The following is a 5,419-nucleotide window of genomic DNA, read 5'->3' on the forward strand; positions in this document are numbered from 1 at the left end:
TTCTCCTCGGTCAGGTAGGCGAACATCAGGGAGGTGCCCACGCCCTGCGCCTGCATGACGGGCGGCGCGTTCTCCTTCAGCCAGGCATCGGCCCGCTCCTTCAGCGCCACCATCTGTTCCGAGGTGATGTTGTTCATTGCCACCACCACGCGGCTTGCGGTCTTGTCAGGCGTCAGCTGGTCCGAAAGGTCCTGCCCCTGCGCCAGATTCATCTCGTAGAGCAGCAGGTACTGCGCTGCTTCCTCCCGGTTCGTGGGCAGGCGCTCGTAGGCCGGATCGTCCCCATGCAAATTGCGATTCAAGCGGCGCATCACATCAACGATGGAATAGACGTCCGCTACTTCCGGCTGGCCTTCCAGCCAGTTGGTGAACCGCTCCAGCGTCTGCAGGTAGGCGGGTTCGGAAATGCCGCCGTCTTCCCCGCTTTCGATGCCGTAGTTCAGCGTGTAGATGCCCGGCAGCTGCTGGTTGATGAACTCGGCATCCTGCCGGAATTCGTGGCGCGGCGAGAGCCATTCGATGAAGTTGTCACGCGCTTCCAGCCGCGGAGCGAGCGCGCCCAGCACCAGCGCCAGCATGGAGAAGCCGCCCAGTACCAACGTCCGGTGGCGTACCGACCATCCCGCCAGCTTTGCCACATTGTGCTCCCGCTCCAGCATGTCGCCTTTCACGCCCAACGACACCCGGGCCAGCAGCGCAGGCAGGAAGAATACGGAATAGAAGTAGGCGATGATTGCGCCGTAAGCCGCCATGTTGCCAAGGTCGCGGAAAGGCGGCGTTTCGGAGAAGTTGAAGCACAGGAAGCCGAGCACGTCGGTAATGGTTGTCAGGGCGATTGGCGCATGGTTCAGCCGCACCGACTTGTAGGCCGCGTCTGACCGGTTGTAGCCCTGCCTCTGGTAGCTGTTGGCCTTGCCGATCAGGTGCACCGCCTCCGCCGTTGCGATGGTCAGGATGATGACCGGCACCTGGCCCGAGGCGGGCGAGAGGGAAAAGCCCAGCCACCCGCCGATGCCCATGGTCACCAGCACCGAGAGGCCAAGCACCACGATGGCGGCCAGCGCCGCCCGCCAGCTCTTGAAGAAGAACCAGATGGCGACGAACAGGAATGCCACCATCACCGGCACCAGCCGCGCAAGGTCGCTTTGCGTCACGTCGTAGAAGCTGTGAGAGAGCAGCACCACGCCAGTCGTCGCCACCCGCAGGTCGGGATGAGCGGCGGCCGTCTCCTCCTTCAGTTTCTCGGCAGCATCGGCAATCTCGGTCAGCGCGGCAGTGTTCCCCGCTTCCAGATTGACCGTCACGATCACCTGCGCCGTCGTGGCATCTTCCGAGAGGTAGCGGCCCACCACCGCCCGCTCGCCCAGCGCGTTGCGGCGGATGCGGGCAATGTCCTCCGGCCCGGCGTTGGCGGCATCAGCCACCAGCGGCTCCACGATCAGGTCGTCGTCCTGCCCGTAGCTGTACTGGTAGTTCGTCAGCGAATCGACGCGGGTCGCGCCCGGCAGGCTCCACGCTGCCTCCGTGAGCTTTTCCACCGCCGCCAGCCGATCGGGCGTCAGCATGTCCCCCTTGGCTGCTTGCAGCACGAAATTCACCGTGTCCGAGCGGGTGAACTCGGTCTCCAGTTCCTCGTTGGCCACCCGCTGCGGGTCGTTCGGCTCGAAGAACACGCGATAATCATTGGTGAATTCAATGCGCATAAGGCCGAGGCCGGCCACAACGGCCACCAGCAAACCGATGGCCAGCGTCCACGACGCCCGGCCGATGGCGGCCCGCTCGATCCGGTGCGCCAGTGCGTCCAGTGCCGCGAACAGTCTCTCAAGCATGCCTCAACGCCTCATATCTTGCCCGGAAGATAACAGCGGGAAGCGCCTTGGGGTCCGCGCCTCGTTGTCTCCCGCACGGCCCGACCCGCCCTTGCCCGTGAGCCCGCGTGGTTATCTAGCGCGATTTTCAGGCATGTCGCGTCCGCCACCCGGCTCGCGGCTGAGTTTTACGAACAATCGTTAACATCATGAAAAAGCCCCGGAAAAACCGCAAGGCGCTCACGTGGCGAACCTTACCGGCCGGGGCTGCCCGCAGGTCAGGCAATAATATCGGGAACGATCATGTCCTGAAGCGCGCTGATCTCGTCCTTCAGCTTCAGCTTGCGCTTCTTCAGGCGTTGCACCTGCAGAAGGTCGGCCCCCGCCTGTTCCACCAACGCATCGATGGCCGCGTCCAGGTCCCGATGTTCCTGGATCATCGCCTCAAGCCGCTCCCGCAACTCACGCTCGTCTTCAGTATCCATGGGTCTCCAGACACCTCATTAATACCCCCTCTTAGCATAACCGTTGCGCCATTGGTATGCGGCAGGCGCACAACCGAACCGACGAGGCGCACCCGCGGAAGCGATGGACCGTTCCTGCCAAGGCGTGACTCTATGACAGTATTGTGATCCTATATTCGGACCAATCAGGACCAGAAGGAGAAGTGCAATGGCAGTATCCGTTCGTGGATCCACGGCAACCCTGGAAGCAAAGCACGCTCGCATCGAGACGCAGATCGCTCAGGAAAGCCAGCGCCCACAGCCGGATTGGTCTACCATCGCTCAGCTCAAGAAGGAAAAGCTCCGTCTGAAAGAGGAGCTCAGTCGCGTTCAGCACTGATGCACCAAGACTGAGGCGCATTCAGGCCTGAAGCGCATTCAAAACCGAAGCGCAGCCTGATTCCTCCGGCCGACAACGCCCCGGCAAGAGTTCATCCATTCAGCCGGGGCCCTCGTCCGCCGTTCGCGCCTGCCGGTCTGCCTATCGTTCCTGCATTCCCGGGCAAACCCGCGTTCTGCCTCAGGGAGCACATGCGGCCCGGCACTGCTTGAACGAGGCATTTTGCCGGAAAACCACCCGTAACGGGAAAGGGCCGATCAGATCCCTCTGACCGGCCCTCCCGAAACTCACGCCGCGTGAAAAGGTTTCACGCGAGCAATGGTTTGTTTCTTACTCTTCGTCTTCCGTCACGTCGTAGCCGCGGGCGGCGCGCTCCAGCTTGAGCTGTTCTTCAAGCCGGTTGGTGTCCACGTCCATTGACGACGACTCAACCGGCTCGTCGCCCCGCTTCTTGGCGGCGCGCGCCACCAGAGCGTCCAGTTCGCGCTGCGAGCACAGGCCCAGCGCCACCGGATCCTGCGGCTTGATGTTCTGGATATTCCAGTGGCTGCGGTCGCGAATGGCCCCGATGGTGGTCTTGGTCGTGCCGATCAGCTTGGCGATCTGGCCGTCCGAGAGCTCCGGGTGGTAACGCAGCAGCCAGGCGATGCCGTCCGGCTTGTCCTGACGCTTGGACACCGGCGTATAGCGCGGCCCCTTGGTACGGGCCTGCTGCGGCACCGGACCCTTTGCCAGCTGCAGCCGGGCGACCGGATCCTTCTGGCAACGCTCGATCTCCGCCATGGTCAGTTCACCGGCGCGCACCGGGTCGCGGCCGATGTACCGGGTGGCGGAAGTTTCGTCGGCCATCGCCTGCACTTCAAGCACATGCAGGCCACAAAAGTCCGCAATCTGCTGGAAGGTCAAGGCCGTGTTTTCAACCAGCCAGACCGCTGTGGAGTGTTTCATCAGCAGATGAGCCATGGATATCTCCCGTCCCCAAAAAGCATCGGCCGCCCTTCTCGGGCGGCCGACGGTAGAACCAGATTAGTAACCCGCCGCGCCAGCGAGGTCAAATTCTCAAGTAGGAGTTTACTCCAGCACGCTTCAACCCTGCCGCACAAGGATTTTCCGCGTTTCTCCCGCCGCGTCAGCGCCTTGCCCCCATTTCCAGCACGATCTTGCCCACGTGCGCACTCTCTTCCATGCGCTCGTGCGCCCTGGCCGCGTCGCGCAGGGCGAAGCGGCTGTCGATCACCGGCTTCAGCTTCCCGCTTGCGAACAGCGGCCACACGTCCCGCCCCAGGCTTTCCGCCAGCGCTGTCTTGAACGCCACCGAGCGCGCGCGCAACGTGGAGCCGGTCAGCACCAGCCTGCGGGTCATGATGTCGAACAGCTTGATCTCGGTCCGGTTGCCGCGCTGCACCGCAATGGAGACGTGCCGCCCGTCATTTGCCAGCAAAGACAGGTTCTTCGGCACGTAATCCCCGCCGATCATGTCCAGCACCACATCCACACCGCGCTCGTCCGTCAGCTCCCGCACGCGCGCGACGAAATCCTCGCTGCGATAATTGATGGCCGCATTGGCCCCGATCTTCTCGGCAATGCGGCATTTCTCGTCCGTCCCGCAGGTCACGATCACGTTGAGGCCGAAGGCCCGGCCCAGCTGGATCGCGGTGGTGCCGATGCCGCTGGTGCCGCCATGCACCAATACCGTCTCACCCGGAGCCGCATAGCCGCGCTCGAACAGGTTGGACCACACCGTAAAGAACGTCTCCGGCAAGGCGGCCGCGTCCTCCAGCGCAACCCCGTCCGGCACCGGCAGGCACTGGCCCTCCGGCGCGGCCGCGTACTCAGCATAGCCGCCCCCTGCCAGAAGCGCGCACACCCGGTCGCCCCGCCGCCAGCGAGTCACGCCCTCACCCAGCGCCACGATGGTTCCGGAAACCTCCAACCCCGGCAGGTCGGAAGCCCCGGCCGGGGGCGGGTAAAGGCCGCGCCGCTGCATCACGTCCGGCCGGTTGACCCCGGCAGCGGCCACCCGGATCAGCACCTCGCCCGCGCCCGGCTGCGGCACCGGTCGCATGGCGGGCCGCAAGGCCTCCGGTCCGCCCGGCTCGCGGATCTCGATGGCGGCCATGGTTTCGGGCATGGTGTCCGGGAGGCCTGTCTGATCGGTTGCTCTCTCGGTCATGCCCTGTCTCCCTGCTCTGTAATGCCGTTCTTTCACGTCCGCAACGTCCGGAAAGGGCAGTAATGTCCGGTGATATTGACAGCGCCCTGTCCCCGGTCAACCTTCCATCCAGTGAATTTGGCCCATAGTACCTGGCAATGGGAGACGTCTTATGGATCTTGACGAGCTGATGCCGCGCCGCAATGCCGACGACCCCCTCGCCGCCCTGCGTCGCGAGGATCTTGATCGGCTTTCACTGGATGAACTGAAGCAGCGCATCTCCGTGCTGGAAGCAGAAATCGACCGCACCCGCGCCAAGTTGGACTCGGCTTCAACCTTCCGTTCGGCGGCGGATGCCCTGTTCAAGCGCTAAGAGCCTCGCCACGATACTGACGTAACAGACTGACAGACCAGAAGCAGGGGCTGGCACTCAGCCGGAACGCCGAGCTGCCTGCCGTTGCGCCACCGGGGTTGGCTGCGCCACGCGCCGCCCCGGAGCGGCGGGGCCACTCCGCCCTGCCCGGCCTCGCATCACCGACGCAATTAATTTAATTCAATTAATTGAATTTATTTCATCAAGCCGTCCTATAATTGTATTTCATTATTATAATTACAT

At 63.4% G+C, this 5,419-nt stretch carries 6 protein-coding genes; 2 read left to right on the top strand and 4 right to left on the bottom strand.

All coding sequences use genetic code 11. The features are described from left to right. Together VIG90_RS04825 and VIG90_RS04830 are read right to left on the bottom strand one after the other, a co-directional pair. The coding region (locus tag VIG90_RS04825; protein ID WP_331592321.1) for an efflux RND transporter permease subunit at positions 1-1,829 on the bottom strand (1,829 nt) is incomplete at its 3' end. Positions 1,830-2,086: 257 nt separating this feature from the next. Further along, positions 2,087-2,293 (bottom strand): YdcH family protein, encoded by a 207-nt coding sequence (locus VIG90_RS04830; protein ID WP_331592322.1) that lies wholly within the window; start codon positions 2,291-2,293, stop codon positions 2,087-2,089. A 187-nt stretch (positions 2,294-2,480) separates the two neighbouring features. On the opposite strand from VIG90_RS04830, the gene VIG90_RS04835 reads away from it, so the two are divergent. Next, entirely contained in the window at positions 2,481-2,651 is a 171-nt protein-coding gene (locus VIG90_RS04835; RefSeq protein WP_331592323.1) for a YdcH family protein, read from the top strand. A 330-nt stretch (positions 2,652-2,981) separates the two neighbouring features. Here the strand turns inward: VIG90_RS04835 and VIG90_RS04840 are convergent, their stop codons facing one another. Together VIG90_RS04840 and VIG90_RS04845 are read right to left on the bottom strand one after the other, a co-directional pair. Next, a complete protein-coding gene (locus tag VIG90_RS04840) occupies positions 2,982-3,614 on the bottom strand; it encodes a DUF1013 domain-containing protein (protein WP_331592324.1) in 633 nt (210 codons plus the stop codon). A 166-nt stretch (positions 3,615-3,780) separates the two neighbouring features. Then, complete coding sequence (locus VIG90_RS04845; RefSeq protein WP_331592325.1) at positions 3,781-4,824, bottom strand: NAD(P)H-quinone oxidoreductase; 1,044 nt, start codon at positions 4,822-4,824, stop codon at positions 3,781-3,783. Between the two features lie 151 nt (positions 4,825-4,975). Between VIG90_RS04845 and VIG90_RS04850 the strand changes: the two genes are divergently transcribed. Beyond that, on the top strand, positions 4,976-5,176 hold the full coding sequence (locus VIG90_RS04850) for a DUF1192 domain-containing protein (RefSeq protein ID WP_331592326.1): 201 nt from the start codon (positions 4,976-4,978) through the stop codon (positions 5,174-5,176). Positions 5,177-5,419: the final 243 nt, after the last annotated feature.

The organism is Pedomonas sp. (assembly GCF_036515995.1).
Taxonomy (GTDB): Bacteria; Pseudomonadota; Alphaproteobacteria; order Sphingomonadales; family Sphingomonadaceae; genus Pedomonas.